Origin of the sequence: Salinicola sp. CR57 (genome assembly GCF_003206585.1) — a bacterium.
GTDB lineage: Bacteria > Pseudomonadota > Gammaproteobacteria > Pseudomonadales > Halomonadaceae > Salinicola > Salinicola lusitanus.
Genome location: NZ_PZJL01000001.1, coordinates 750,784 through 777,086 on the forward strand (window position 1 = coordinate 750,784; position 26,303 = coordinate 777,086).

At 60.9% G+C, this 26,303-nt stretch carries 19 protein-coding genes; 10 read left to right on the top strand and 9 right to left on the bottom strand.

The annotated features are described in order from the left end of the window. Positions 1 to 37: 37 nt before the first annotated feature. The 5 genes from DOM56_RS03445 to DOM56_RS03470 form a co-directional block, all read right to left on the bottom strand. Positions 38 to 1,447, bottom strand: coding sequence for an FAD-linked oxidase C-terminal domain-containing protein (locus DOM56_RS03445; RefSeq protein ID WP_110707471.1), 1,410 nt, complete (start codon positions 1,445 to 1,447; stop codon positions 38 to 40). Positions 1,448 to 1,476: 29 nt separating this feature from the next. Beyond that, a complete protein-coding gene (locus DOM56_RS03450; protein WP_110707472.1) occupies positions 1,477 to 2,760 on the bottom strand; it encodes a TRAP transporter large permease in 1,284 nt (427 codons plus the stop codon). Beyond that, positions 2,760 to 3,272: a TRAP transporter small permease gene (locus DOM56_RS03455; RefSeq protein WP_110707473.1), complete on the bottom strand. Its 513-nt coding sequence runs from the start codon at positions 3,270 to 3,272 to the stop codon at positions 2,760 to 2,762. Before DOM56_RS03455 ends, DOM56_RS03450 begins: the two co-directional genes overlap by 1 nt. Before the next feature lie 604 nt (positions 3,273 to 3,876). Continuing rightward, entirely contained in the window at positions 3,877 to 4,899 is a 1,023-nt protein-coding gene (locus DOM56_RS03465; RefSeq protein WP_110707475.1) for a TRAP transporter substrate-binding protein, read from the bottom strand. A 118-nt stretch (positions 4,900 to 5,017) separates the two neighbouring features. Continuing rightward, entirely contained in the window at positions 5,018 to 6,724 is a 1,707-nt protein-coding gene (locus DOM56_RS03470) for a dihydroxyacetone kinase family protein (protein WP_110707603.1), read from the bottom strand. 183 nt (positions 6,725 to 6,907) lie between these two features. Between DOM56_RS03470 and DOM56_RS03475 the strand changes: the two genes are divergently transcribed. The 6 genes from DOM56_RS03475 to DOM56_RS03500 all read left to right on the top strand — a co-directional run bounded on the left by DOM56_RS03475 (position 6,908) and on the right by DOM56_RS03500 (position 13,252). Further along, on the top strand, positions 6,908 to 7,711 hold the full coding sequence (locus DOM56_RS03475; protein ID WP_110601452.1) for an IclR family transcriptional regulator: 804 nt from the start codon (positions 6,908 to 6,910) through the stop codon (positions 7,709 to 7,711). Positions 7,712 to 7,865: 154 nt separating this feature from the next. Next, the gene (locus DOM56_RS03480; protein WP_110707476.1) at positions 7,866 to 8,351 is read left to right on the top strand and encodes a tripartite tricarboxylate transporter TctB family protein; all 486 of its coding nucleotides are present in this window, start codon (positions 7,866 to 7,868) and stop codon (positions 8,349 to 8,351) included. Next, positions 8,345 to 9,847 (top strand): tripartite tricarboxylate transporter permease, encoded by a 1,503-nt coding sequence (locus DOM56_RS03485; protein WP_110707477.1) that lies wholly within the window; start codon positions 8,345 to 8,347, stop codon positions 9,845 to 9,847. Before DOM56_RS03480 ends, DOM56_RS03485 begins: the two co-directional genes overlap by 7 nt. A 171-nt stretch (positions 9,848 to 10,018) precedes the next feature. Next, entirely contained in the window at positions 10,019 to 10,981 is a 963-nt protein-coding gene (locus DOM56_RS03490) for a tripartite tricarboxylate transporter substrate binding protein (protein WP_110707478.1), read from the top strand. A 64-nt stretch (positions 10,982 to 11,045) separates the two neighbouring features. Beyond that, positions 11,046 to 11,939, top strand: a complete 894-nt coding sequence (locus DOM56_RS03495; RefSeq protein WP_110601445.1) for a dihydrodipicolinate synthase family protein — start codon at positions 11,046 to 11,048, stop codon at positions 11,937 to 11,939. Between the two features lie 365 nt (positions 11,940 to 12,304). Beyond that, positions 12,305 to 13,252, top strand: coding sequence for an alpha/beta hydrolase (locus tag DOM56_RS03500; protein WP_110707479.1), 948 nt, complete (start codon positions 12,305 to 12,307; stop codon positions 13,250 to 13,252). Between the two features lie 98 nt (positions 13,253 to 13,350). On the opposite strand, the gene DOM56_RS03505 is transcribed toward DOM56_RS03500, so the two are convergent. The 4 genes from DOM56_RS03505 to DOM56_RS03520 all read right to left on the bottom strand — a co-directional run bounded on the left by DOM56_RS03505 (position 13,351) and on the right by DOM56_RS03520 (position 18,497). Beyond that, positions 13,351 to 14,541 (bottom strand): GGDEF domain-containing protein, encoded by a 1,191-nt coding sequence (locus DOM56_RS03505; RefSeq protein WP_110707480.1) that lies wholly within the window; start codon positions 14,539 to 14,541, stop codon positions 13,351 to 13,353. A gap of 304 nt (positions 14,542 to 14,845) precedes the next feature. Next, a complete protein-coding gene (locus DOM56_RS03510) occupies positions 14,846 to 16,981 on the bottom strand; it encodes a TonB-dependent siderophore receptor (RefSeq protein WP_110707604.1) in 2,136 nt (711 codons plus the stop codon). A gap of 184 nt (positions 16,982 to 17,165) precedes the next feature. Then, positions 17,166 to 17,453 carry a DUF4235 domain-containing protein gene (locus DOM56_RS03515; RefSeq protein ID WP_157958146.1) on the bottom strand — a complete coding sequence of 96 codons (288 nt, stop codon included), beginning with the start codon at positions 17,451 to 17,453 and terminating at the stop codon, positions 17,166 to 17,168. A gap of 114 nt (positions 17,454 to 17,567) precedes the next feature. Continuing rightward, positions 17,568 to 18,497 (bottom strand): hypothetical protein, encoded by a 930-nt coding sequence (locus DOM56_RS03520; RefSeq protein ID WP_110707482.1) that lies wholly within the window; start codon positions 18,495 to 18,497, stop codon positions 17,568 to 17,570. A gap of 395 nt (positions 18,498 to 18,892) precedes the next feature. Here DOM56_RS03520 and tssI point away from each other — a divergent pair, with 395 nt between their 5' ends. Genes tssI through DOM56_RS03540 form a run of 4 tightly spaced genes read left to right on the top strand, consistent with a single transcriptional unit; the run spans position 18,893 to position 26,139 of the window. Beyond that, positions 18,893 to 21,526 carry a type VI secretion system Vgr family protein gene (gene tssI / locus DOM56_RS03525; protein WP_110707483.1) on the top strand — a complete coding sequence of 878 codons (2,634 nt, stop codon included), beginning with the start codon at positions 18,893 to 18,895 and terminating at the stop codon, positions 21,524 to 21,526. A 3-nt stretch (positions 21,527 to 21,529) separates the two neighbouring features. Then, positions 21,530 to 22,417: a DUF4123 domain-containing protein gene (locus DOM56_RS03530; RefSeq protein WP_110707484.1), complete on the top strand. Its 888-nt coding sequence runs from the start codon at positions 21,530 to 21,532 to the stop codon at positions 22,415 to 22,417. Next, positions 22,410 to 25,064, top strand: a complete 2,655-nt coding sequence (locus DOM56_RS03535; protein ID WP_110707485.1) for a T6SS effector BTH_I2691 family protein — start codon at positions 22,410 to 22,412, stop codon at positions 25,062 to 25,064. Before DOM56_RS03530 ends, DOM56_RS03535 begins: the two co-directional genes overlap by 8 nt. Then, on the top strand, positions 25,051 to 26,139 hold the full coding sequence (locus DOM56_RS03540; protein WP_232822156.1) for a DUF6708 domain-containing protein: 1,089 nt from the start codon (positions 25,051 to 25,053) through the stop codon (positions 26,137 to 26,139). The genes DOM56_RS03535 and DOM56_RS03540 overlap by 14 nt, the downstream gene beginning before the upstream one ends. Positions 26,140 to 26,303 lie beyond the last annotated feature (164 nt).

The following is a 26,303-nucleotide window of genomic DNA, read 5'->3' on the forward strand; positions in this document are numbered from 1 at the left end:
CCAGCGCGACGATCCGGCGAGCGCCGTCGATCTGGACTCATGACTGTGGCGGTAGAATCTTTCCCGGATTGAGGATGTCGTTCGGATCCAGTGCCCTTTTCAGTTTTCGCATCAGTGCCACCCCGGTGTCGCCGAATTCTTCGGCCAGATACCGGCTCTTGCCGTAGCCGACGCCGTGCTCCCCGGTGCAGGTTCCGCCCAGCGCGATGGCGTGATGCGCCAGTTCCGAGGCGAGTTCGTCGGCCAGTGCGCGCTCCGCATCATCGTCTGGATCGATGAGATAGCTCATGTGGAAGTTGCCGTCGCCGACGTGGCCTAGGGCGACCGCCATGAAGGGCGCTCGCTTGGCCTGATGCTGGGCGAAGAGAATGCATTCGGTGAGGCGCGAAATCGGCACGCAGACATCGGTTCCCCAGATTCCGCCACCGGGACGACGCGACAGGATGGCGTAGTGGAATTCATGACGGGCCTGCCAGAGCTTGTTGCGCGCTTCGCGCGTACTCGCCCAGCGGAAGTCGGTACCACCGTTGTCGTGCGCCATGGCCGAGGCGAGCGCGGCCTGCTCCTCGACGCCCGCCTCGGTACCGTGGAAGTCGAAGAACAGCGTCGGCGCCACGGCATAGTCCAGCCCGGCGAAGTCGTTGACGGTAGCCATGCCGACGTCGTCGATGAACTCGATGCGCGCCACCGGAATCCCCAGTTGGATGATTTCGGTAGCCGTGGTGATAGCGCTGGCGGTATCGGGAAACGCGCAGACGGCGGCACTCTCTGCTTCGGGAATGCCGGCCAGGCGTACCGTCACTTCGGTGACGATACCGAGCGTGCCCTCGGAGCCCACGAAGAGCCGGGTCAGATCGTAGCCGGCGGAAGACTTGCGTGCCCGGCTCGCTGTCTTCACGACGCTGCCGTCGGCGAGTACCACGGTGAGGTTGAGCACGTTCTCGCGCATGGTGCCGTAGCGAACGGCATTGGTACCCGAGGCCCGGGTGGCGGCCATGCCGCCGAGAGTCGCGTCTGCCCCGGGGTCGACGGGAAAGAACAGCCCGGTGGCGCGCAGATACTGATTCAGCGCCTGGCGGGTGACCCCGGCTTGCACCGTGACGTCGAGGTCCTCTGCGCGCAGTTCGAGAATTTCGTTCATCCGGCTGAGATCGAGACAGACCCCACCATGAAGGGCGGCGGTATGGCCCTCCAGCGATGTTCCCGCGCCCATGGCGATCACCGCCACGTTCTCCGCAGCCGCCAGTTTAACGAGAGCGGCGACCTCCTCGGTCGACTCGGGATAGACGCCAACCTGAGGCGGAATAGAGGGGTGCCAGCACTCGCCGCGGCCCATACGCTCGAGCTCGGAGGGACTGGTGCTGAGTCGCCCGCCGACGATCTGGCGCAGGCACTCGATGAAGCTGTCCGGCAGTGCGGTATGTCGAGTCGGTGGCATGTAGCTCATGAGATTCCTTCCTGTAAGAGGCGTTGCGCTCAGTCCAGCCCGAACAGGCGGGGCAGATAGAGAACGGTCTCCGGTACGTAGGTGATGAGGAGCAGCGTAGCGATGGCGGAGAGCAGCAGCGGCCACATGGCGCCCACGATTTTTCCTATGGGCATGCCGGTCACGATGGCTCCGGTGAACAGGGCCGCGCCATAGGGTGGCGTGATCAGGCCGATGACCAGGTTGAAGACCACGACCACCCCGAAGTGGATGGGATCGACCCCCAGATCCACTACCAGCGGCATCAGCATGGGCACCACGATGAGAATCGCCGGCAGCATGTCCATCACCATGCCCCAGAGCAGCAAGAACACATTGATGATCAACAAAATGAGATAGCGGTTGTCGGTGAAACTGAAAATGAAGCTCGCGATCAGGTCCGGCACCCTCTCCGAGGCGAGCACCCAGGAGAACACCGCCGAGGCGCCGGAGAGCAGGAGCACCACGGCGGAGAGCACGGCGCTTCGAATCATCAGGAACAAGATCGTTAGCCAGTGAATCGCCCGGCCTTGGCGGATCAACAGCAGCAGAAACCCGTAGCCAACCGCCACGGCGGATGCCTCGGTGGGCGTAAAGACCCCTGACAGGATGCCTCCGAGGATGATGATCGGCATGGCCAGGAAGGGCAGCGACGAGGCAGTGACTTTCAAGAATTCACCGATGCTGATGCGCCGGTCCCTGGCTGGCGTCATCCTGCGCGAGGAGCAGAAGACGACGATGGCCATGGCGACGGAGACCAGCGTGCCGGGAATGGCTCCACCGACGAGCAGGCCGCCGATGGATGTGCCGGTGATGGCTCCCACCAGCACCATCGGGATCGATGGTGGAATGATCGCGCCCTTGATCGAAGAGGCGACGGCGAGCGCGGTGCTGAATGCCCGCGAGAAGCCGTTCTTCTCCATCATCTTGACCTGCATCTTGCCCAGCCCGGCGATTTCGGAAATAGCCGATCCGGAGCAGCCTCCGAACAGCATCGAGGAGACGATAGTCACATAGCCCATGCCGCCGCGCGTGCGTCCAACCAGCGCGTTCGAGAAATTCATCATCTTGTCGGCGGTGCCGGAAACCACCATGAGGTCGCCGGCCAGCATGAAAAAGGGAATGGCAAGCAGCGTGAAATTGTCGATGCCGATGAAGAACTGCTGAACCACCAGAAAGAGCGGCAGATCCTGGACGACGAAAAACAGGATCGTGCTGGTCAGCATGGCGAACGACAGCGGAATGCCGATCGCCATCATGACGACGAAGCCGATGAGAAAGAGTGTCAGAGACATCAGACGACTCCCTCGATCTCGCCCAGTGCTTCGCGTCTATCGGGGCCGAAGTGCCGGCCGAACACCTGGAGGATCGACAGCCCCGCCCCCAGCGGGTAAGAGAGATAGACCCATAAGTAGGAGACACGCAGCGATGGCGTTCGCATGATGGATTCATCGATCGCCAATAATGCCCCCTGGATCAGAATCACCAGCAGCGTGCCGATGACGATGGTATCTATCAACCACTCCAGTGTGATCTGCAGACGTGCCGGCAGGGCGGTAAGCAGAAAGGTCAGCCGAGGATGCTGCTGGAGCCGTATGGCGATGGCGCTGCCGATCATCACCAGAGAAAACATCAGATAGCGCGACATCTCATCGCCCCAGAACACCGGAGCGTTGAACAAGTAGCGAGCGACGACCATCCAGATGACCAGAATCGACATCATCAGAAGTAGCGCGCCAGCGAGGGTGGCGGTGATCCAGAACACGACGCGATCACCATGTCCGAGAAAAGTCGTGAGTCGTTGCATGAGAAGACCTCGAAATCCGGCGAATGCGCCGCACTGAGAAAATCAGTCGTCGACCGAGTCGATAGTGTCAAAGCAGTCGTTCACGAACGCTTCTCCAGTCTCGTCGATCGCACACCGACTGGCCTGGGGAGGGAACCTCGTGAAGGACCTCGAGCCGCTCGGGTGTCGATGCCTGGATATCCACCCTTCGTCGATCCGAGTCTCGAGCGCGAGCACGTCCTGCATCGCGCTGATGCCGGCATGGGGAGGGTGGCCTCCGTCTGAGCCTCGTCCGCGGGCGGGCGAAGATCCTCGGGCAGAGGCTGATACCACTGCTCGTTGACGACCACGCCGGCGATGGTCATGAGATGACCCGAGTGGGTCGGTTGGCCCTGCACCTGGTCGTGCTTTTGCTGCTGTATCACCATCAGGAGCGCTGGCCATCCACCACGCCCATCTGCAGTGCGCTCTAGCACTCTATGAACGGCGTGGCCGTGGGGGCGTGCCGAGGCCGCGTGCGAGGCGACGGCGAGTAGCAGTGCAAGACGAAACGTCGGTTTCATGCGCTATGCCCCGGTAGTGATGAAGGCCAAATTGGCCCGGCCCGGCTCGAGCTTTCACCGCATCACGATGCCTCGTCGAAGCCGTCCAGGTAGTCGAAGAAGCCCTGAGCGAACTCGTCGCCGTACTCGTCGATCGCCCATTCGCGTAGAGGCTTGGCAGTGGCATCTCGAAACGCTTGGCGCTCCTCGGGCGAGAGCGCATAGATCGTCATACCCTCCTCCTCGAGCTGGTCGAGTGCTAGGACGTCCTGGGTCGCACCGACGCCGGCATAGGCCAGCGATGCCTCGGCATTGGCCTGATCGACGGCAGCGCGTAGATCATCGGGCAGCCCGGCGTACCATGCTTCGTTGACGAAAATCGCCGCGATGGTCATGAGATGGCCCGAGAGCGTGAGATGGTTCTGTACCTGATAGAACTTCTGCTGCTGGATGGTGGCCAGCGGGTTCTCCTCGCCGTCGACGACGCCGGTCTGTAATGCGCTGTAAAGTTCGAGAAAGGGGATCGGAGTGGGTGAGGCACCGAGCGCTCGCATCAACTCCTGGTGCGGCACGATCTCCTGGGTCCGCATTTTCAAACCCTGCATGTCCTCTGGGCGATGAATGGGGGTATCCGCGGTAGTGAAGTTGCGAAAGCCGTATGGCTCGAAGCCGAGAATACGCACGCCCGTGGAATCGGCGACGTCGTCGAGCAGTTCGGCGATGAAGGGCTGGTGGGTGGAAAGCTTCTCGACCATGTCCGCGCGGGTGGCATAGAGAAATGGCAGATCGATGATGCCAAGCTCGGGGTAGTAGAGCGAGGCGAAGACACCCGATGAGAAACTCGCGACATCGATGGTGCCGCGACGGATCTGCTGGGCCATGGAGCGGGCGTCGCCCAGTTGGCCGTTGGGAAAGACATCGACCTCGATGCGCCCGCCGCTGAGACGCTCCAGCGCCTCCTCGAATACGTAGGCATGTGCGGCGGCGGCGTTGGCGGCTGGTTGGTCCACGTCGGCGAAGGAGTATTTGAGCGTATATTCCTGCGCCTTTGCGGCGCCACAGCTCAGGCCCAGGGCCAAGGCGAGGGTTGCCGTTATCGTTTTCATGTACAAAGTCCCCGAGTGGTTCGTGGGTGATGCCGCTCGCCGGCCTGGTGATGAACCCTGCGAGCCTTCTACCTGGATTCTTGCGGGAACGCGCCTCCAGTGAGAGTGCGAGGCGCCTTCAGCTCGAGTGCCTGGTCAGCGAGTCATGCAGCGCTTCCAGCCAGAGCGATACCGCTACGGCGCCGCCATCCGGCGTACCCAGGGCTCGTTCGCCGAGATAGGCCGCGCGACCGAAGGCCGGCAGCATCTCCGCAGTGGCTTTGGCGCCTTCTCGAGCTGCTGTCACCGCTTGGTCGAGTGCAGACAGGGCGTCCTCGCCCCTGGCTATCGCTGTCGCGAAGGCATCACTGGCGGGAGCCAGCGCATCCACCATGGTTCGGTCACCGGGCCCTGCACCGCCGATCTCCGAGATGATCCGCTGCGCTGCGGCCAGCGCTGCCGACCAGTCCTCCGCTTTCGCACTCTCTTCCGGCAGCACCTGTGCGGCACGTAGCAGTGCCGTGGCGTAGAAGGGGCCGGAGCTGCCTGCGATGGCCCGGCGCAGCGTATCCCCGGCGGCGGCGAGACAGACTTTGGGCGAGGCGAATACTGCGTCTGGCAGATCGCGCAGGGCTTGGGCGCCTCGCGTCATACTCGCACCCAGGTCGCCGTCGCCGGTGGCGGCATCGAGCCGGGTGAGGTGGGATTCGTTTGCTATCAGGCAAGTGGCGACATCGAGCACGGCGCGCTGGAGTAAAGGATCCGGTTCACCACGGGTTGCCGACGCGCGGGCTGTCGTCGGTGCGGCTGACAACGATCGCGTATGGCGCGCCTCGGCGACGGTGGCCGCGCGTGGCCAGATGCGTACCTCGGTGGCTGCGTCGAGTTGTTCGACCCGGGTGTCGTCAAGTGGCAGCAAGGTAAGCGAGCAACCGGCCATTTCGAGCGCGGTCATGAAGTTGCCGCTCCACAGCCGCTCGACGCGCAGCCCGCGTTCGCGCAGCTTGGCGATGGCGCGCCGAGCCACGATCGCCAGTTCCATCGGTGGCGTGGCACCCAGGCCATTGACCAGCAGTCCGACGCGCTTGCTCGAGTCGTCGAAGTGGCCCAGCAGCGTGCCGAGTATCTCGTCGACGATGGCGTCCGCCGTCATCAGTTCGGCCTTGCGAACGCCCTTTTCGCCGTGGATACCCAGGCCGAATTCGATCTCCCGCTCACCGAGTGAGAAACCCGCCTGGCCTGCGGTGGGTACGATGCACGAGCCCAGGGCGATACCCATGGTGACGAGCGATGCGGCTGCCTCGCGAGCCTGGCTCGTTACCCGCTCGAGCGAGTCGCCGCGGGCCGCACTGGCACCGGCGATCTTGTGAACCAGCACCGTACCGGCCAGGCCCCTGCTGCGATCGGCGGGTAGCGTCTCGCGTAATGCGACATCGTCGGCGACCATCACCACTTCCGTGGGAATGCCCTCGGCGCTGGCGAGTTCGGCCGCCAGGGTAAAGTTGAGCCGGTCGCCGGTGTAGTTCTTGACCACCAGCAGTGCCCCTCTTGGACCCGCCGTGGCCCGGATGGCGGCATGAACCGCGTCAACGCTTGGGGAGGTGAATACGTCGCCGGCGACGGCGGCAGAGAGCATGCCAGCGCCAACGAAGCCGGCGTGGGCCGGCTCATGGCCGCTGCCGCCGCCGGAGATGACAGCCACCGGTCTCGCGTCCGGCGAGTCGGGCAGGTCCGAGCGCACGACCACGTTCTCGCCTTCGAGCAGGGCAATCGTCGGATTGGTATCTGCCAGTCCCTCGAGCAGTTCGTGCACCACATCTCGCGGATCGTTGATTAGCTTCTTCACTGCCAGCTCCATTTTCAATTCCGTTATACGGAATACTTTGGTGCTGAATAAGTCAATATCCACTTTATGCTGATATCTCTCCGTTTGTGGCCAGATCGAAAATAAAAATGGAACTTTAAGACATTGGTTACGTTGATAGCCGGCTATGAACGTGCGATCTTGCTGTCATTCAGGAGGGACACGATGAACGATATTCCAAGGTCGGCCATACAGGACGGCCGCGATGCCGGTGCCAAATCGTTCTACAAGATGGCGAAAGTGCTCGATTGTTTTTCGCGTTCGAAAGGACACTTGTCGATTACAGACATGGTCGAGATGACCGGGCTGCCGAGAACGACTATTCACCGCATCGTGGCGTCTCTGCGCGAGATTGGCATGATCGATCAGGACCATCGCCGAGGTGACTACCGCCTTGGGCTGAGAATGTTCTATTACGGCAGTGCAGTACTCGCTAATCTGGATCTTGACCGTCACGCGAGGCCTCACGTGCTCGAGCTCCATCAGATCACTGGAGATATCGTGCATCTGCATATGTTCGACGGTAGCCAGATGGTCTGCATCGAGCGCGAGGAGATGGGTGATGCTCGCCTGACAACGCTGACCACCATCGAGGCCGCGCCGGTCCACTGCACTAGCGTTGGCAAGGCATTCCTGGCTTTTCAAAGCGAGGCCCTGATCGAGCGTATCGTCGAGGAGGAGGGGCTGGAGCGCAGAACGGAACATACCTTGGTCGAGATGTCTGCACTCCGCGAAGATCTGCAGCGTATTCGTGAGCGTGGCTTCTCCCGTGACGACGAGGAGAACGAGCTCGACGTGCGCTGTGTCGGTGCACCTATCCGAGACAGTCGAGGACGGGTGTTCGCCTCCATCAGTGTTTCAGGCCCGGCCAGTCGGCTGCCACTCGCTCGTCAGGACGGTCTGGCTCCGACCGTCATACGCACTGCCGACGCCATCTCGCGCGAACTGGGATGGGCGGGAAAGCCGTAAGTCGGCATCAAGAATTGAGAGGGAAAAGGTGAGTCTATAATCCGAATTGCGGATTGATAGTGTTTTTTTAAAGCGTATTTTCCATGGTAAGTGGCGCTGGGACCCAAAGTCAGATCGAACCAGCGTCTTGGTTTCTCACCATGGAGACTGCGTTATGCGGGTACATGACATCATATTGGGGCCAGCAGTGGTTCTGGCGGGGGTTGGGCTCTGTGTCTGGGCCACCGCACTGCCGCAACCTCAAGGCTTTGCCTACGGCCCTAATCTCTTTCCCACGCTTACCGGTAGTGGTCTCGCACTGGCAGGACTCTCCATACTTTTCGCCGGTATCAAGAAGCGTCGTATGGGACCGCTGTTCGAGCGACCCGATTGGTCGAAGCGCTGGCGACTCGCGATCAATTTCTGGTTGATCCCCGTGGCCATCATTGCATACGTACTACTGGTGGAGCCGCTGGGCTTTCTCATCACCGCGACTCTATTGCTGTTCGCCCTGATGACCGCCAATCGGGTGCATCCGCGACGCGCGGCAGTCGTCGCGCTGATCATCGCCCTGGCTATCAACTTGCTGTTCGCCTCGATATTGCACGTGCCGTTGCCTTGGGGACCGCTGACTGCGGTGTCGGGGTGGTTGATATGGTGATGTTCTATTCCGTGCTATCGCAGTTGACCGATGGCTATTTGTTGCTGGTGATTTTCCTGTCTGCTGCCTATGGGCTAATCATCGGCGCCATACCTGGGTTGACCGCATTGATGGCCAGTGCGCTGTTGGTGCCATTTGTCATCTTCATGCAGCCGATACCCGCGGTCGCTGCCATTATCACCGCGTCGGCCATGGCGATATTCGCCGGCGACATTCCCGGGGCGCTGCTGCGCATGCCCGGTACGCCAGCATCCGCGGCCTACACCAACGACGCCAATGGCATGGTCCACCGAGGCAAGGGCGCCGTGGCCCTGGGTGCCGGTCTGATTGCCTCTTCACTGGGTGGTCTGATCAGCGCGCTGGTGCTCTCCTTGGCAGCGCCATCACTGGCCAAGATCGCTCTGATATTCAGCTCCGTCGAATATTTTTGGCTGGGCGTACTTGGGCTCAGCTGTGCGACTTTCGTATCCGGCGGCTCTCTGGCCAAGGGGTTGGTGTCACTATTTCTGGGACTGTCGCTGGCAACGGTAGGCATGGACCCAGTCAGCGGCATTCCGCGGTTTTCGCTCGGATCTCCGGACCTGCTGGGTGGTTTTGGGCTGATCCCCGTGCTGATCGGCCTGTTCGCTGTTTCCGAACTGCTACGTAATGCGGCCAATCCGCCCCGAGCCGAGGCGTTACCTAGCATCAGCGGGCCGATACTCGTCCCAAGCCTCATAAATCTATGGCGACACCGGTTAGGCACGCTGCGCGGTGGCTCGATCGGTACATTGGTCGGTGCTCTGCCGGGCGCAGGGTCGGACATAGCCGCCTGGATCTCCTATGCGGTTGCACGCCGAGGAAGCCGGAAGGGGCGGCGGGAGGACGATATAGGAGCGTCGGAGCGGATTATGTCGGCCAGCGCGGCCAATAACGCGAGTCTCGGTGGGGCTTACATTCCGGCCACGGTCTTCGGCATACCCGGTGACGCCATCACCGCGATCGTCATATCGGTCATGTTCATCAAAGGCATCAACCCTGGCCCGACGCTGTTTCTGAATCAGCCGGAGGTCATCTACACGATCTTTGGGATCTTCTTTATTGCCAACTTGGCACTGATTCCTCTCGGCATCCTGTGTATCCGAGGCTTCGGTTACATCCTTCGGTTGCCGCGCGCGTATGTCTCAGCCGTGGTGTTGATGTTCTGCATTCTAGGGGCGTTCTCGGTCGAGAACACGCTGTTCTCGGTAGGGCTTATCGCGCTCTTCGGCTTGCTCGGCTACGTCATGGAATCCAACGAAATACCGCTGGCACCGGCGATTCTCGGCCTGATCCTGGGGCCGATGATCGAGGAAACGTTCATGACGACAATGCTCAAGTCGCGGGGTGATCTGAGCATCTTCTTCGATCGCGAGATCGGTGCTGTGCTGGGTATTGTCACTGTCGCGGTATGGGCGGGAGTAGTGCTGCTGCAAATTTGGCCTAAAAAGAAACTTAAGTCGAAACCCACCGGATGATATTCCGCATTTCGGAATACTACGATAGTTTAATTTCTATTAATTGATAAAAATGGAAGTATGGGCCCAGTAGTTTGATAAGCGACCAAGGGGTCCGGCGCGAATCTCCAAGGGCCTCTAGCGACGGGGTGTCGAGTGAAGCTGGGCCGTGGAATAAAGGAGAGGCATCGAATGAAAACGACCATGCTGATGATTGCGATGATGGCTGGCAGTGCGTGGGTATCCTCGGCGCAAGCGCAGGATGCCTGGCCAACCCGGCCCGTACAGATGGTCGTGATCGCCGGAGCCGGTGGCGGCAGCGATTACGTCTTCCGGTTGCTTTCCCGTGAACTGGAGAAAAATACGGGGCAGGCGTTCAGTGTGGTCAATCAGGCTCAGGGCGGTGGCGTTGTCGGCATGACGACCTATACCAACGCGGAGCCCGATGGCTACACACTCGGCCAGATGTCGCCTTTTGCTCAGTATCGCGTACTAGGGCAGGCCGACTTCACCAGCGAGAGCTTCACTCCCATCGCGCTGGTGAACATGGATCCGGCCGCAGTTCACGTCGCTGCTGATTCCAATCTCGAATCGCTACAAGACATCGTCGACGCACTCAAAGCCGATCCCACCAGCTTGACGATTTCCTGCGGCGGTACGTGCAACGCCAGCTGGGACATTCCTTTCGTTTCTCTGATGCTCGATGAGGGTATCGATGTCACTCAGCTCAATCTGGTGCCGGCCAAGGGGGCCGCGGCAGGGCTACAGGAGCTGACCTCCGGCGGTATGGACGTCGTCTTGTCGTCGCTACCTGAGACCGACTCGTTGCGCGAAGCGGGGCTAGTCGAAAACGTTGCCGTATTCGCCGAGCAGCGCCTGGATCGCTACCCGGACGTCCCGACCGTCGAGGAGGCCGTCGGTGAGCCGGTGACCGGCGGGACTTGGCGCGGCGTCGCTGGGCCGGCGGGCATGTCACCGGCGTTGGTAAAGATCATCGAGGCGCAGGTGAAAGCTGCCTTCGATGCCGAGGCTTTTCAGCAGGGTATGAGAGATCGGGGTTTTGGTCCGGTATGGATGAATGCCGACGAACTCGGTGACTTCATGGCCGAACATGAACAGCAAACCGAGCGCGTGCTCGGCGAGTTACGGCAATAACGCCCGCCAGACCGCGGCTGAGTCGGCGATCGGTTTACATCACTCCATTGATAGGGACACCGCTATGAAACACGAGCTTGAAGGTATCATTCCGCCACTGGTCTCGCCGTTCAAAGAGGACGAGACGCTGGATGAAGAGGCGCTGCGCGATAACATCCGCTTCATGCTGAAGAAGAAAGTCCACGGTATCTGCTTGGGGGGTAGTACGGGGGAGGGGCATACGCTATCCGTCGAGGAGCTCGCTCGCTCCATCGAGATCGCTTGCGAGGAGGTCGACGGTAAGATCCCGGTTGTCGCGGGGATCATTGCCAATAGCACGCGTGATGCGATCGCAGCGGCCAAGGCCGTTTCGAAATTCGACGTCGCCGCGCTGCAGATTACCCCGGTGCATTATGTCTTCAAGCCCACTGAGGATGCTACCTACGCACACTTCGAGCGTTTGACTCGTGAAGTCGATATCCCCGTTATTATCTATAATGTAGTGCCTTGGAACTATCTCTCGCCCCAGCTATTGGTACGGATCATGAAGGGCCTGCCCCAAGTAATCGGGGTCAAGCAGAGCGCCGGCGATCTCAAATTGATGGCTGATCTTATGCTGAGCGTGCCCGAAGGCCGTCGAGTGTTCACGGCAGTCGATGCGCTACTCTATCCGTCTTTCGCCATTGGCTCCCACGGCACGATAGCAGCCAATCCTGCAGCGGTGCCCGGGGTCTGCGTAACGCTCTGGAATGCCGTCAAGGCAGGGGATCACAAGCTCGCCAGAGAGGTCCACGAAGCGCTGCTAGCGTTCTGGAATACGATCTTCGCCGACAATCTGCCTGCCAACGTCAAGTACGTGCTGAGCAAGCAAGGAGTGCAGACCGGGCGGCCGCGTATGCCGATGCCGCCAACGAGCGCGGAGCAGGCTGCCGCCATCGACGCTGAACTCGATAACGTCCTTCGCTTCGATCAAACCTGAGACCGTCGCCGCTGAGAAGCTCTCGCCGGTGTAGCCGACGGCGCCTTGTAGCCCGCCCGGCGGGTGCCGCCGTCCCCGCTGCCGTAACGCCTCGATCCACGATCGGGGCGTTTTTCATTCGGGCAGCCACGGCTGGCCTGCGCGACGAGTTCTACACCGATACCCGCCACTTCCCGATCGAGGCCTGACTCGGAAATGACCCTGGATGGTCATGGAAATATAAATTAGATATTACTAATATTATGCTAAGGTAGAAACAATACTAACAAGCCTAGTTGAAAGTCAGTCCAGCGATAAAGGAAATCAGACCGAGACGATGGGAGAGGGAGTTTTTCCGTCCAAACTGCCTTACGTCAGGGGAACGCATGAAACCGTCGACAGAATTGGTTCAAGTCAAAGAGTATCGAATTCACGTAGAACAGTATCGTCGCGAGGGAAACCGCAAGAGCATCATCTTGATCAACGGGGCGCTGGCCACGACCGGTTCGTTCAATCACTGCGTGAAATACCTGCGCGATGATCTGGATATCATCTTGTTCGATCTGCCTTTCACGGGGCAGTCCCGTCCACATAACCCGGCAGGGGGGATCGTCACCAAGGACGAAGAAGTCGAGATCCTGCTGGCCTTGATCGATCGTTACCGGCCTCAGTCGATGTTGTCCGTCTCCTGGGGCGGCTACGCCGCGATGATGGCCCTGGCCCGCCGCCCGCCCTCCATCGAGCGTGCGGTCGTGGCTTCATTCTCCAGCCATCTCAACGAGCCCATGCGCAATTACGTCTCGAGGGCACGCGATCTGGTGAGGGCCGAGCGCTTCGGTGATGTGGCCAAACTGATGAACGATGAGGTGGGCCGCTTCCTGCCGAAACTGCTCAAGCACGTCAATCATCGGCATCTTTCGTCGCTGGATAGTCGTGAATACCACCAGGCCTGTTTTCATATCGAGCAGATCCTGTCGCTGGACGATGAGGATTACACTGACCTCTACCGGAAAATCGACGTGCCGGTCCTGTTCATCAACGGTGAGCTGGACGAACATACGTCGCCGGCAGCGGTGCGCGAATTGGGCAATTACATCGACGACAGTCGATTTCGTACGCTACCCGATGCCGGGCATTTTCTCGATCTGGAGAATCGGGGCGCGCGACGGCGGATGCAGCAGGTGTTGAAGGGTTTCCTGATGCCGGCCATCTGCGATTCCGATGAACCAACCTTCTGCCATGATGCTCGATTCGATGTCGTCGACCACGACATGTCTTATGTTCTCAGGTCGCCGAAATCATCCCGCTTGCAGAGACAAAGCATGGGCGGTTGATGTCGTCGTCCCCGCTCAGGGAGGCCGTGGCAGCGGTTTGGAGCGACCTTGCAGCGTCAGGCAAATCTGCCGGTCCCGCGAAGGGGGGGATGGCCCGGTCAGCCGGGCTGACCATTCGATGCGGATGTCGGCGCTCGCCGTTCGGTCAGCTCGAGTATGCGCGTGCCGTTCCGGCCGCTGCGCTTGACGTCGTAAAGTGCCACATCCCCGTGGCCGATCAGGGCCTCGAGATCGCCGGGTGGCCGCTCGAAGTGAGTGGCTCCGATGCTCAGCGTCACGGCATCCGGGGTGTCGAAGTTCTGCGCAGCGGTCTCATGGAAGCGCGCGCGCAACGTTTCGCCGAGTTGCCGAATGTCCTGGGGCGTGACGTCATGCAGCATGATGGCGAACTCGTCACCGCCGAGTCGGGCGGCGAGGGCCTCTTCCGGCAGCGCCTCCCGAATCAGGTCACTCAACGTGATCAGCAGCCGGTCGCCAGCCGCATGGCCGTAGAGGTCGTTGACCAGCTTGAAGTTGTCGACGTCGATCAGCAGCAGCGCCCCCGGCCGCTTGCTGGAAGCGTGATTCAAGAATCGTGGCGTGCGCGCCTCGAAGGCTCGACGGTTGAACAGCGCGGTCAACGGATCGCGCTCGGCGAGCTGTTCGATCTGGCGCTCTCGCCGATAACGCACCGTCCCGGTCATCGACAGGGCGATCAGTAGAATCGCCATCACACCCTCGATCAACGAGATCCGGATCACTGCCCCCTGATAGACGACGAGGTCGATCAGCGTGCCGGGGATCAGCGCCAGCCCGACCTTGCCCAGATAGAACGCGCCGTGGACGAGCAGGGTGTAGTGCAGTTGGCGAGTGCCGAGCGTGGCGACGTCGGCCTCCAGGCGCAGCAGCAGGCTGGCCCGGAGCGACACGATCGCCACCAGCAGCGAGTTGACGATCAGATAGAGTTTCGACGACGCTTGCCCGTCCGGCAGCAGCAGTAGCGCGCACCAGACCGCGACGACCAGCCACCACCAGGCCGACGGGCGTCGCTCGACGAAGCGCGTGACACCGAGCAGAAACATCCAGTGGGCGAATACCAGCAGGCCGTTGGCGAACCAGACGCCGATGAAGAAGTGGCCGCTGGCGCGCAGCAGCGCGAGCGAACAGCCCAGCGTGATCGAGGCGAAACCGGTGGACCAGAACAGCAACGAGACGTCGCGGGCGCCGCGCCACTCCATCAGTAGATAGAGCGCGGCGGCGGCCGAGATGGCGATGGTCAGGGTCAATATCGTGGCAGGGTCGAACGCCATGTTCGTGTCGATCCGTCGTGGCTTGGCGGAAAAGTTCTGCCGTCACGGCGTCTTCGAACGATCATGCGCTGGCGGCGGGCGAGCATGCTTGCTCATTCGGTCATTATCGGCGATCGCATCGACTTCTTGAACCGCCCGAGATCCGGCTCCGCGCCGCTGGTTGGCACTAGTCCGATCCCGGGTCATCGCCATACCGATATCTCGTTGGCCCCCCGAGAATCCGACGACGCGCATGGCAGGAGGAGAGACGTGGATTCCGAGCGGCCGGGGCCGCTCGGAATTTCACCGCATTCCGGCCTCGGCCCTACCAGCGGTAGCTGACTTTCGCCCGGATCTCGCGTCCCGGGTTGTAGTAGTTGGCGGTGCCGGAGCCGACGACGTGCTGTTCGTCGAAGAGATTGCTGACGTTGACCGTGAAGTCGGTGTTCCGGACGATCCGGTAGTCGAAGGCCGCGTCGATCAGGGTCGCCGAATCGCTCTTCGCCGTATTGGCGGCGTCGAAGTAGTAGCCATCGGTGTAGCGGGCGCCCAGGCCGACGCTCATCTGCTCGCCCGGGAGCGTGTAGTAGCCCCACAGCATGGCAGTGTGTTTCGGCGCGATGGCGAAGTCGTTGCCCTTGATCGAGGTGCCATCGCGCAGCGTGCCCTCCTCGACCTCCGAATCCAGGTAGGAGTAGCCACCGACGACGCTCAGGCTGTCGGTGAGCTCGGCCTTGACCTCGAGATCGAGACCGCGTGCCCGGGATTTGCCGACGGTCTGCTGGTCGATGGCGCCGTTGTCCTGCACCACGGCGATGGTCACGTCGTCTCTTTCCAGGTTGTAGACCGCCGCCGAGAACTGGGCGTTCATGTCTTGGGGCGAGTATTTCAGCCCGATCTCCTGCTGCTTGCCCCGTTCCGGCGTGACGCCGATGGTCGGTGGCGCCACCGACTCCACGTAGCTGACGTAAGTGGAGAGCTCGTCATTGACGATATAGGTCAGCGCACCGCGAACGGTCGTCTCCGAGAAGTCGTCGCTATCGTCGAATGCCTCCCCATAGGATTCCCCCTCGCTCGAGAGATCCATCGAGTCGTTGCGCACGCCGGCGCTGACGACGACGCGATCGTAGAACGAGAGATTCTGCGTCAGGAAGACCGAGCGAGTCCGGTAATCCTGATTTTCGTAGCGGTAGGGCGTGAGGTCGCCGGGGCTGCCGCTGTAGACCGGGTCAGCGATATCGATGGGCGTCGCATCCCCGTAGATGGAGCGGGAGTCGGTCGAGGCGTCGCGGTACTCGACGCCACCCAGGGTACTGCTGTCGATGTCGCCGAAACTGGCGTCGTACTGCAGGATCGTGTTGCCGATGAATTCGTGAGCATCGGTATCGGTGCCGAAGTAGTCGCGATCCACCAACGTGCCGACGCGCGTCGCGGAGTCGGTGATGTAGACGTAGCGGAAGTCGTCCTCCAGATCGCTGTAGCGAACGTTGGCGCGCAGGGTCAGGCCGTTTTCGAAATCGTGGATCAGTTGGCCGGTAACACTGGTCCGGTCGACATCATGATCGTTGAAGCCCGGCTCGCCGAAGAAGTCGTCGCGATCGTACTCCCGGTCTAGCGGATAGCCGCCGCTATTGGGGGTGTCGTCGCGATTGAGGTAGTCGACGATCAGCGTCGCCGAGGTCTGATCCGTCGGTTCCCACGTCAGACCACTCATCAACAGCCCGTTGTTGTTCTTCGAGTGATCGTACTCGCGGTCGCTGTCCTGAATCTTGCCGGTGAAGCGGTAGGCGAGCGTCTGGCCCGAATCCAGGACATCACCGATATCGATACCGGCTTCCTTGTGATCGAACGAGCCGTAGGAGAGGAAACCTTCGCCGAAGCGTTCGAAACGCGGCCGCTTGCTGACGAAGTTGACCGATCCGCCCGGATCGGCCGGGCCGAACAGCGTGGAGTTGGCACCGCGCAGGACTTCGATACGCTCGTAGGCGTAGGGATCTTCTCGTACGCCGCGCATGGAACCCAGGGTCATGCCGTCGCGATAGGTCGTGGCCTGGAAGCCGCGAATCTGGAAATAGTCGTTGCGGTCATCGGTGCCGTAGTAGTCGGTGATGACCCCGGGGGTGTATTGCAGCACCTCCTCGGTCGTCTGGGCGCCGCGCTGCTCGATCTCTTTCTGGGTGATGACCGAGACGGAGGCAGGCGTGTCCTGCATGCTCGTGGCGACCTTGCCGCCTACCCAAAGCTCCCGTGCGACGACGGTTTCGCTGTCGTCGTCAGGTGCCGATTGCGCATTGACGATGACGGGAGAGAGACGATACGCCCCGTCTCGACCTTCCGTCTGCTGCGCGCTCCCGATCGCGGGAAGGGTGAGTAGTGCGGAGCCGCAGAAAACCGCCATGGTGGTCTGGTGCCACCATGGCGGATTCCCGCAGCCCACGATCGTGCGATTGCGGCCGCTCATCGTGATGATCCCCAAGAGTGAATGATCCCTGTTGACAGGCCCGCGATTTTTTTAGTGGCGGGCTCGGGGATTATCCTTAGAGACCTCTATGCAATCAATAATATTTCTCAGTTAGATTCGCGTTCATGGTCCAGGGGGGTATGACTGGCCCCTGTACGAGGGCGACCGGTGACGCACCCAGCCTTCAATCCTCGATACGTGAAAGCAGGCGTTGGCCCCGGCGAGTCCGACGGGCACGGCGCAGCCCGCTGGAAGCCATTTTCCAGCCCAGAATACGACCCACGCCAACCGCGATGCCGGAGGCAGCGCCCCACAAGAGTGCCTCGCGCCAACGCACATCGGGGTCGTCCGGGTTGACCGGGGGTTCGAAGGCGTGACGTCGGGTGGTGTGCTTGAGAGCCTCCCGGGTTGCCACGCCGGAGATGATGGCCGTGGACGTGCCGATGATGGTCCAGAGTGTATGGGGTTTCATGCTGGCCTCCTTGCCGAGTGCGGGACTCTCAGCATGGTCCATGGCTCGTCGGGTTGCCAAGTGGGCGTGATTGGCTGGCGCCCGCGAACCGACGGTCTCCGGGTTGCCCGCGCTTCAGGGCAGTGGCCCGCCGGAGCTGCTGGCGCGACGCCGGGACCATTGCCACAGGGTCCAGTGAGCCAACAGCGGCCAGCGGGGCTGCATGAACTCGAGAAAGCGCTGCCGCCACAGGTTGGTCAGTGATTTGCTCAGCCCCAACCGCTCCCCGATCTCCGTATCGTGATACCCCACTACGAGAAGGCGCAGGTATTCCGGCCACAGTTCCTTATGCTGGATATGTGAAAGCGGTGTCTCGGTCAGGTTGTTGTAGCGGCGCCCGCAGCCATGACATTGATACTCCGTGGCGCGCCGGCTGGTCAGCACCTGGTTCGATGAGGAACCGCAGTAGGGACAGTGCCTGTCGGTCAAGACAGTGAGCTCGGCAAGCGCTGCGACACACGCTTCCAGCGCCTCCTCGACTTCATCCGTCAGTTCGGAAACCTGCGTGGACTGATGGTCCTCCCACCAGCGATGCAGGTCGGCATCGTAGTCGGCCATGGCCTCCATGAAGGCCCGGCTCCAAGTCATCGAGGCCTTGTTGCTGATTCCCAGGAAGGTGGCGATCAGCTCTTGGGAGAACCCCTGGAACCGATAGCTCATCCACGGCTTCCACTTGTCTTCCGAGCGCAGCAGGCGAAGTGGCGTGCCGCTCAGCACGTTGAACCGCTTGTTGCAGTTTCGGCAGTAATAGCCATCGCGACGCAACCCACGACTGCCAGCGGGAATGGCCAGTGAGATCGAGCGGCTCGCGCAGGCCGGACATTGATGAGGGGCGCTGGCGGGCAGGGTGGCGAGATAGGACAGGAAGCTCCGGGCGCTGGGGCGCAACGCCTCCGGCAGCAGCTCCAGCGACGGTCGCCCGAGCAGGAAGTCGATGGTGTCGACGTGCCTTCGCGTCGGGGGGATATTGAATGTCGAGAAAGTCTGCGGGATGGCAGGTGCCATACGGGAAATCTTTTATCGAGATGTCGAATGGGCGAGGCCACTAGGGTTGGTACGAAAGGTCGGCGAGCGCTGGCAGTTTTCGTGCAGAGCCTAGAGTACGCGATGGTGCAGTCAGGGCGCCAACACCGACAGGCCCTCGACACCGAATAGTATCGGACCATGCCGGTCTGCCCAGGGCCCGTACCCTTCAGATGACACAAGTATCTTTCGGAGACGGCTTATCGAGAGCAGTCTCAACGCCGAATCATCAAAAGTCTTAGTCATCAATAGCAATTCTCCTACAAACATTCGATGAATACCGCGTTACCCTAATAAATTGCGTCATTCATGGTCACTGCTACCCGGTTGCCTATCCCAGTTGCACCGGAACCTGAGCCCGTCATCAGGAAGACAACATGTTCAACGAACTACTCGACACTTTCGATATCGACCTGTCGCAGTCCCAGCGGCTGCTGACGCTCGAACTTGCCGGAACGTCGTTCATTCCTCACCGGCTGGTGGGCGAGGAGCGGGTCAGCGAGCCCTTCACCTACACCCTCGATTGCGTCTCCCAGCAGGGCGATATCGAACTCAAGACGCTGATGGCTCAGCCGGCCTGGCTCTCGATCCTGCAGGCCGACGGCAGCTATCGCCGCTTGCACGGGCTGGTCAGTGAGGCGGCGCTGCTGGGCGAGGACGGTGGCGTCACCTACTACCAGCTCACCCTGGTACCGTGGCTGGCCATGCTCGAACTGGGTCGCGACAGCCGGATCTTCCAGGATCGCAGTGTCGTCGATGTCCTCACCGCGGTGTTCGACGGTCATGAACTGGCCAAGGGCCGCTACCGCTTCGATCTGCGCCGTGACTATCCCGCCCGCAGCTACTGCGTGCAGTATCGCGAGAGCGATTTCAACTTCGTCAATCGGCTATGTGAAGAGGAGGGGCTCTGGTACTACTTCGAATATAGCGACGATAGCGAAGGGGCTGACGGCGGCGACGAGGGCGGACGTCGAACTTTCGACGGCCACCGCCTGGTCATCACCGACGACGTCGATACCACCCAGCCGGTCAGCCCCCAGGCGATCCGCTTCCACCGCCAGGCAGCCACCGAGCGCGAGGATGCCCTCACCCAGTGGGGCGGCGTGCGCGCCCAGCAGCCCACCCGGGTCAGCGTGGGTACCTTCGACTACAAGCAGCCGTCGCTGACCAAGCGTACCGGGCTGGATACCTTGAGCGATCAGGGCAACCTGCCGCAGACCGAGCTCTACGACTACGCCGGCGAGTACTACTACCACGGCTACGAGCGCGGCGAGCGCCTGACCGAGAACCGCCTCGAATCGCACGAGTCCCGCGCCAAGCGCTTCCGCGGCAGCGGCGGCGCACGCCAGCTCCAGGCCGGGCGCTGGTTCGAACTCACCCAGCATCCGCTGCACGACACCGGGGGCGAAGAAGAGCGTCAGTTCCTGCTGCTGGGCGTCACCGTGCACGCCGAAAATGCGCTGCCGGTCTCGGCCCAGCTCCAGGCACTGCCGGGCAGCCTGCAGCCGCAGATCGACGCCGCCAAGAAGGCGCACGGTCTCGAAGCGGATACCGCAGATCCCACCGGCGAGCGTCTGTCAGATTATGCCACCGGCGGCACCGGCCACTTTCTGGTCGATCTCGAAGCCCAGCGCCGCAGCCAGCCCTACCGCCATCCGCTGACCCATCATCGCCCGGTGATCGGCGGGCCCCAGACCGCCACCGTGGTCGGCCCCGCCAACGAGGAGATCCACACCGACCACCTCAACCGGGTGCGGGTCCAGTTCCACTGGGATCGCCAGGGGCAGAACGACGAGAATTCCAGCGTTTGGCTACGGGTCTCCCAGCCCAACGCCGGCGCCGGCTGGGGTGGGGTGTTCGTGCCGCGTATCGGCCAGGAAGTGCTGGTCGACTTCCTCGAAGGCGATGCCGACCGCCCGCTGATCACCGGCCGGGTCTACAACGGCGAGCAGACCCCCGACTGGCACAGCCACGGCCTGCTTTCCGGGTTCAAGAGCAAGACCTACCGTGGCAGCAAGTACAACGAACTCGTCTTCGACGACGCCACCGACCAGGAGCGGGTGCGTCTCAACTCCGAAGCGGAGAAGAGCCAGCTCAACCTCGGCTACCTGATCCACCAGGCCGGCAACACCCGCGGCGCCTTCCGCGGCACCGGGTTCGAGCTGCGCACCGACGCCTATGGCACCATTCGCGCCAACCAGGGGCTCTACCTCACCAGCTGGGGCCAGCTCGGCGCCAGCGGTGACCAGCTCGATTTGACGCCAGCACGGCAGCAGCTCGACAGCGCCTACAACCTCACCGACAGCCTCAGCCAGAGTGCCCAGGATCACAACGCCGAAGCGCTCGACAGCCGCGACAACCTCAAGCAGGCCGGCACCGACGCCGACGACCGCTACGGCAATAGCGAACAGCTTGCGGATGCTGATCAGAGCAACGCCCGTGGCGCCACCGACAGCGGCGGCCGTGGCGAAGCGGCGCGGATGAAGGCCCCCTGGCTGCATATGGCCTCGCCCGCCGGCATCACGATGAGCACGCCGGAATCGACCCACCTGGCCCAGGGCCGCTCGCTGAGCGTCTCCAGCGGCGAGGACGTCAACGTCGCCACCGGCAAGAGCCTGGTCGCCTCGATCTCCGAGAAGCTCTCGCTATTCGTCTACCGCGCCGGCATCAAGCTTTTTGCGGCGCGGGGCAAGGTGGAGGTGCAGGCGCAGAGCGACGAGATGGCGCTGACCGCCGAGAAGGACGTTAAGATCACCTCCACCGAAGGGCGGGTCGAGATCAACGCCGCCAACGGCATCCTGCTCACCAGCGGCGGCGGCTATATCCGTATCGAAGGTGGCAATATCGACGTCCACGGCCCCGGTGCGATTGATATCAAAGGCGCTCAGCACAGCTTTGGCGGGCCGGCGAGCATGGATGTCGCGATGCCCGAGCTGTCGGAGGGAGAGTGCGAAAAGCAGTTCGCGGGTGCCGATAAGTCATCTTCAGGCAGTACGCCCGTGGGGGGCTGATCCATGTCGGTATTGATGGAGCCATCCCGGATTCGCACAGATGACGCGAGTCTAACGGCAGAGTCGCTGCATCAATTCGACTATGCCGTGATCAACCCCTTGGTCGTGCACGAACGAGACTGGCGCGACCTGCCTGTCCGGGCGTTGGAAACGTCGCCTGCTCCGGCGCGAGGTCATCGCCTGCCGCAGCTGGTCGATCTCCAGACCTTGTCCGATGAGACGCGTGACGACGTGATCGACCACACCCGTCGCTACCGCAAACGTGGCGCCTCGTTTTTCTCTGCGCTGATGAGCACAAGCGCCGATCTCGAACAAACGGCCTACCACCTGCGTCGCCAGCTGTTGCAGCGGCGCCATGGCGACCGCCGATATCACTGGTTTCGCTATTACGATCCGCTCGTCTTCCGCCATCTGGCGTGGCTGCTGACGCCGATGCAACTGGCCCGACTTCTGGGGCCTCTCGATCAATGGTTCTGGTTCGATGGGCAGGGTCGGTCTTATGTCCTGAAGCGTCCCGAGATCACTACCGCCATCGATTGGTTAGAACTGACTCGTGCCCAGTGGTCGAGTATCGATCGCTTTGCGGGACTGAATCGGAGTCTGCGCCGTCTGAGCCTGCTGGCTCCCGCCTGGCCGCAGGACACGATCCATTGGCAGTGGCTGGATGACACCCTGCGTCATGCGCAGCGCTCGAGCCTATCGCCCGAGGATCAGTCGTTACTGGCAGAACGGGCGGCCATGCATCTGCCGGACCTGGCCGGACAGGAACAGGTAGAGCAGTTCATGGCGCTAGCGACGCGGCGACGATCCGAAACTGGCGGTCATCTGGACGCATGGCATGACGCCGAATGGAACATCCTCATTTCAGAGTTAAGGAGCGGACATGAGTAGCGCCGATAGTCCTCGCCCCGATTGCAGCTTCTGTGGCGGCGGTGGCCTGCCTATCCTGCCCGTACGATATGCCGTGGCGCGTAGCGATGATGTCAGCATTAGCGCCCCTGGATTGCCGGCGGATCTCGCGGATGATGCCATCTCGCAGATTGCGCTTGCAGGAGACCAGCACTACACACTGAGGCTACTGCGAGAAGGCTTTCTGTATGTCTTCAACGCGGCCCGTGGACGTTGGCAGGGCTACTACGTGACCGATGAAGGTTTTCTCAGCCGCTATATCGATGTCACCAACGACGAGCTGCTGGCGCTCGATCCCGACGCGCCGGGGCCGATCGATGCCGATATCCATGCGCCGGTGGAGGATGACGAGTTTCCCTGCCGCGGCAATCCCGAGCATGTCTATCCAGGGCGCTGTATCACGGTCCCGGCGGCTCAGGACGCTACAGAGCTCTACCTCGCCTTCTCGGATGACCGCTGGACCAAGCGGGTTTGGAAAGAGCACGCCGCCAATACGGATGGCCGGCGTGACGCCATGCGCAGGCTCTCCTTGACGCAATGGAAAGGAGGCGCGGCGGACTATACCCGCCCGCTCAGTGAACTCGGGGAGCGGGTGGCCGAGGCCAATTTCCCTTGGGTGCAGCGCCAGTCGAGCGATACGGGCGGCAGCGCAGCGAGCCAGAGTACGGAAGTGAGCGCGCTGAGCCACAGCCTGGCACCCGTCAACGGGATTCAGGACGATGTCGATGGGTTCATCGAGTGGTCGCAACGCCAGGCCGAGCCGAGTGAGATGACGCCGGCGCTGTGCGTGCTCGATGACCCGGCCGGTGTCACCAGCGATCTCGCTGCACTACTCGCCGCACGAGAGAATGAGTTCAACGAGAAGGAAGCGATCAAGCGCCCGTTGGTGACGGCGGGGATCGTCAACGCGCTGCGAGACGGCTTCCGAGAGCGGGCGCGGATGCAGCGCGCCAATAAGATCGTCGAGGAGCGGCTCGAACATGAGTACTACCGTACTTATGGAGGTCCGCCGGGCATAGCACATGCAGCCAAAGCCACCTTCGAGCGCCGGCAGAAGGAAGATCCCGCTTATCGGCAAGAGGTCGAGGCCACGCGGCTAGCTGCCTACAAGAGCATCAGTGAGTCTGAACTCGAAGAGGCCGCCAACGATGCCTGGGGCAAGTATGGCGATAAACTCCGGCCCGGCGAGCCCGATCACTGGATGGAGAGCACCTATCGCCCGCAGCTATCGGACTACGATAAAGAGAATATGCAGCCACTGGCATCGGCCTATGTGAGCTGGGTGACTGGTAATCCCTTGCTGATTTACCTCAACAGCCGATTCGATGATGCGAACGTCGAGTCGGGTATCAATTTCGTCTCCGTGATCTCCTTCGTGCTGTTGGGTACCCAAAGCTACGCGCCTGCCTTCAAACAGTATGTTGAATGGCTGTCAGCGAGCGAGATCGACAATAGCAACCTGCTCTTGCGAGGCATGTGCCTCAATCAGCAAGCCCTGGTCGAACAGATCATGGCAGCGAGCGATGTTGATTTCGGTGCCAAACCCAATAACCCTGCCACCTTACCTTGGGGGCCGTTGATCGCTGCTTATCTTGGGCTGATGGAAGATTATCCCGACGAAGTTGTCTCTCCCGCCAGAGTGCTCGGCCATGTGCTGGGGCCAATGCAAAGTGCCGTGGCCAACGCGCAGAGCCCGACGCCACTTCTGCTCACCTTGGGGATGATTTCAGGAAGTTCGATTCAGATCACCCAAGTCAGCGTGACGTTGGAGGAAGCCTTATCCCGAACCCGCGAGCCGCTCAAGCTGATCCACCCCGACTGGGGGGAGAGTGAGCTACTCCAGTTCCAGCAGAAGGTGCGCGTTGAGACCCGCTCGCTCATCGCGGTCAACGGGGAGCCCCCTGTGACCTTCGATATACGCCAGATAGACCTTACACCGCTCGATGAATTTATGGCGGAGACGTCTTCGCCATCCGCTATCAGCCTGACGGGACGAGAAAGACTGGAGTTTTCGGCAGGTATCGTGGGGGTGGCGTTGGCTTATGTCAGCCTGAACGATCAGCTTGGAAAGATGAACAGCATCCTTGGAGCGGGCCTAAAAGCCCAGGGGCGTCTACTCGGTATGGGGCTCGCCCTGGCCGGCGGCGCCGCCGAACTGGTCGGCAAGACGCTGGAGCATGCCCGTGGCGTATTCTTCGCTGAGGCACGTTTTGTCGGTACGCAGCGTGCACTTATGGCCGCCGGGCGATTCCTTGGGTTGGCGGGAGGTGTGATTCTTGGGCTGATGGATATATGGGAGGGCGGAGAAAAGCTGGCTGATGGAGAGTGGACTCTAGGGGGCTTATATATACTTTCCGGCTCATCCACTATAGGTGCCAGTATTGCTATATTTTCTATTAGTGCTGGTTTAACCGGAATATTTTCAACCATTGCCCTGTGGTGGATAGCTGGGATTCTTGGCATTTTTGCCATTGCGGCAGCTATCGCCATTTTGTGGTTCACGGAAAACGATTTGCAAGAATGGCTGGCCGAATGCGCTTTTGGAGAACGCGGTGCGCCAAGTCCAGGCAATGCTGCCTTGGAAAACGAAATGCAGCGCCTCAAGGCGATCACTCATGAGGAAGACTGAAATGCGGCCGTCTGCCAAGGATTATTATAACCTCTTTATCAAAGGGGATTGGGGGTTTTCCAGCACGACCTCTAGGCTCTTGAAAATAGTGGGGAAAACGGACTTACTTAACAAAAAATACAAAGCGCTAAAAGGGATTGAGGCGAAATTTAACGATGCGGTGGTGAAAGTCAATTCATCTTTTATCGAAGTGGTGGATGCTGGTAATCGACTTCGTGGCGTACCTTCATTTTTCGGTCTTATGGGAGGCATTCCATCTGCCTGTGGCTTGGCGATAATAATTTATTTCATAGCGAAAAAGGGTTCGGAAATCCCCGTTGTTGCGTACATCCTATTTGCAATTTCTCTTGCCATCATCTTGTTGGTATGCTTTCCGCTACTTAACTCCTTATTGCGCAGAGAATTATTCCGTAAAACTCACTACCCCATGCGCTTCAATCGTCGTGATCGTAAGGTCTATGCCTGGTCTCAGGATATGGGCGTGGTCACCATGAACTGGGACGATATTCAATTCTACACGAGCCAATCGACAGCATCGGAAGATCGCCGAGGTTTGGCACGCGATGAAATTCGTGGCTACGTAAAAGATCGCGCGGGCAACATGCTTTATCACCTGGTATTTTTCAAGTACCAAGGTAGAAAGAATATGCAGGGCGCGCTGGAAATCTGGGAGCTGGTGCGCCGCTATATGGAAGAACCTGACGGCAATATTCAGGCTTACCAAGTGAATCAGCGCCTACTGGACCTGGAAGGTAAGCGAGAGAGTTTCATTAATTCCTTAGTCCAAGCCACACGGTTTATAGCGGATAGCCCCATCATGGCTGCGGTCATAGCCCCAATGATCGCATGGGCAGGCACCGGACGTATCCTCGCCAAGTGGACCTGTCGCGTGCCGCGTTGGCCTGAGTGGGTCGAGGAGAAATGCCGGGTCGCACCGGACGATCCCTACGTACGCAATCGTCAAACCGAGCCTCCGCTGAGCGCGAGGGAAATTCTCTGGCCGCTGTTCTGCTATCTGCTTGGCTGGGCAGAGGTGCTGGCGATTCTGTACTTCTGTTTCCGGGGATATTTTTGAAACGCTGAACCTAAACAGGGAGCAGGCTTTGGGTTGGCACAACCAGGGCCTGCTCTACTATTAACACCGAGCGGGCCGTCGACAACGTGGCTGACTTAACACAGGCGCCGAAAATAGTCAGTTCAACCTTAGACAAGTTTATTCATAAAATCGTCATCACCAGC

What these genes read in the sequence shown, in the direction of transcription:
- DOM56_RS03445 (WP_110707471.1), bottom strand. Translation starts at nt 1,447, where the DNA reads ATGAGCTACATGCCACCGACTCGACATACCGCACTGCCGGACAGCTTC.
- DOM56_RS03450 (WP_110707472.1), bottom strand. Translation starts at nt 2,760, where the DNA reads ATGTCTCTGACACTCTTTCTCATCGGCTTCGTCGTCATGATGGCGATC.
- DOM56_RS03455 (WP_110707473.1), bottom strand. Translation starts at nt 3,272, where the DNA reads ATGCAACGACTCACGACTTTTCTCGGACATGGTGATCGCGTCGTGTTC.
- DOM56_RS03465 (WP_110707475.1), bottom strand. Translation starts at nt 4,899, where the DNA reads ATGAAAACGATAACGGCAACCCTCGCCTTGGCCCTGGGCCTGAGCTGT.
- DOM56_RS03475 (WP_110601452.1), top strand. Translation starts at nt 6,908, where the DNA reads ATGAACGATATTCCAAGGTCGGCCATACAGGACGGCCGCGATGCCGGT.
- DOM56_RS03480 (WP_110707476.1), top strand. Translation starts at nt 7,866, where the DNA reads ATGCGGGTACATGACATCATATTGGGGCCAGCAGTGGTTCTGGCGGGG.
- DOM56_RS03485 (WP_110707477.1), top strand. Translation starts at nt 8,345, where the DNA reads ATGGTGATGTTCTATTCCGTGCTATCGCAGTTGACCGATGGCTATTTG.
- DOM56_RS03490 (WP_110707478.1), top strand. Translation starts at nt 10,019, where the DNA reads ATGAAAACGACCATGCTGATGATTGCGATGATGGCTGGCAGTGCGTGG.
- DOM56_RS03495 (WP_110601445.1), top strand. Translation starts at nt 11,046, where the DNA reads ATGAAACACGAGCTTGAAGGTATCATTCCGCCACTGGTCTCGCCGTTC.
- DOM56_RS03500 (WP_110707479.1), top strand. Translation starts at nt 12,305, where the DNA reads ATGAAACCGTCGACAGAATTGGTTCAAGTCAAAGAGTATCGAATTCAC.
- DOM56_RS03505 (WP_110707480.1), bottom strand. Translation starts at nt 14,541, where the DNA reads ATGGCGTTCGACCCTGCCACGATATTGACCCTGACCATCGCCATCTCG.
- DOM56_RS03510 (WP_110707604.1), bottom strand. Translation starts at nt 16,981, where the DNA reads ATGAGCGGCCGCAATCGCACGATCGTGGGCTGCGGGAATCCGCCATGG.
- DOM56_RS03515 (WP_157958146.1), bottom strand. Translation starts at nt 17,453, where the DNA reads ATGAAACCCCATACACTCTGGACCATCATCGGCACGTCCACGGCCATC.
- DOM56_RS03520 (WP_110707482.1), bottom strand. Translation starts at nt 18,497, where the DNA reads ATGGCACCTGCCATCCCGCAGACTTTCTCGACATTCAATATCCCCCCG.
- tssI (WP_110707483.1), top strand. Translation starts at nt 18,893, where the DNA reads ATGTTCAACGAACTACTCGACACTTTCGATATCGACCTGTCGCAGTCC.
- DOM56_RS03530 (WP_110707484.1), top strand. Translation starts at nt 21,530, where the DNA reads ATGTCGGTATTGATGGAGCCATCCCGGATTCGCACAGATGACGCGAGT.
- DOM56_RS03535 (WP_110707485.1), top strand. Translation starts at nt 22,410, where the DNA reads ATGAGTAGCGCCGATAGTCCTCGCCCCGATTGCAGCTTCTGTGGCGGC.
- DOM56_RS03540 (WP_232822156.1), top strand. Translation starts at nt 25,051, where the DNA reads ATGAGGAAGACTGAAATGCGGCCGTCTGCCAAGGATTATTATAACCTC.